At 50.4% G+C, this 1137-nt stretch carries 1 protein-coding gene; it reads right to left on the bottom strand.

Annotated elements, in window-relative coordinates; all coding sequences use genetic code 11:
* Positions 1-13: 13 nt before the first annotated feature.
* Positions 14-1033 (bottom strand): IS110 family transposase, encoded by a 1020-nt coding sequence (locus tag ABLA85_RS03650; protein ID WP_367961463.1) that lies wholly within the window; start codon positions 1031-1033, stop codon positions 14-16.
* Positions 1034-1137 lie beyond the last annotated feature (104 nt).

Raw genomic sequence — 1137 nt, 5'->3', positions numbered from 1 at the left:
ACAGTGAAACGCCTTAATAAGGCCTGACACTGACGTAATCTTTTTGGTATTCCCGTTGGTGAGCGACCAGTGCCCAAACGGTACGGGCCAGCTTATTGGCCATGCCGACTATCGCTACACAGAGTGGACGTCGTTTTTTCAATTCTGTTACCCACACCGGGGGCGTTTTAGTCAGTAAGGCGGCCGATCTTGCTCCGTGAATAAACAAGGTTCTCAGATAAGTATCCCCTCGTTTACTGATCCCCAGTAATTTAACCCGGCCTCCCGTTCCTGTCTGTTTCGGCACCAATCCCAGATAGGCCGAAAATTCTCTGCCGGATCGGAATGCGCTGGGGTCGCCCATCGTGGCGATGGCGGCGGTGGCAATCAGCACGCCGACACCGGGAATTTTCATAATCCGCTGACAATCGGCATTCTGTTTTGCCCACGCCATCAGGTGCTTTTCCACCTGCTCAATTTGTTCATCGATTTCGTTTAAGCGGTGGTATTGTTCTTCAAGAAGACTGAGCAGGAAAGGGGCCAGTTTTTCCCTTAGCCGCTCAAGTACCTCCGGTATCGCTTTATCCAATGAGGTTCTGCCCTTATGCACCGTTTCACCGAACTCCAGTAGCAAACCATGTAGCGCATTGAGTTGCGCGGTTCTGAATTTCACTAATTGGTAACGCATCCGATGTAATGACAGAATGGCCTGTTGTTCTTCGTTTTTGACGGCAACTGATTTGCCGGGCTGCTGAACGGCCAGCCATATAGCCCGGGCATCCTGAACATCGTTCTTATTGCCCATCCTGAATGCCCTGACAAACCGCGCCTGAAGCAAACGCACTTCATGCCCTAGTTTTCTTAGCTCCCGAGCCCAATAATGCGCACCGCCACAGGCTTCCATACCAATCAGGCCAGGCTCGCGGTGACTGAAAAAGGTTAAAAAATCCTGCCGTCTGAGTTGCTTATCAATAAGCTCGCCGGTGTATTCATCGACAAAATGAATTTGCATCAAATGTTTTGCAATATCGACGCCAAAAGGAGTATGTTTCATGGGTGGTTCCTCCAGTTATCAGGGAGCAACAAGCTTCCCGCTTAGGCACTATAAAGCCGGAAATCTGTGAGGATCCACGCTTCACCTCTCAATTCCAGCACGGT

This window comes from Xenorhabdus sp. SGI246 (assembly GCF_040838225.1).
Lineage (GTDB): Bacteria > Pseudomonadota > Gammaproteobacteria > Enterobacterales > Enterobacteriaceae > Xenorhabdus > Xenorhabdus indica.
This window is presented reverse-complemented; position numbering and strand designations above follow the sequence as displayed.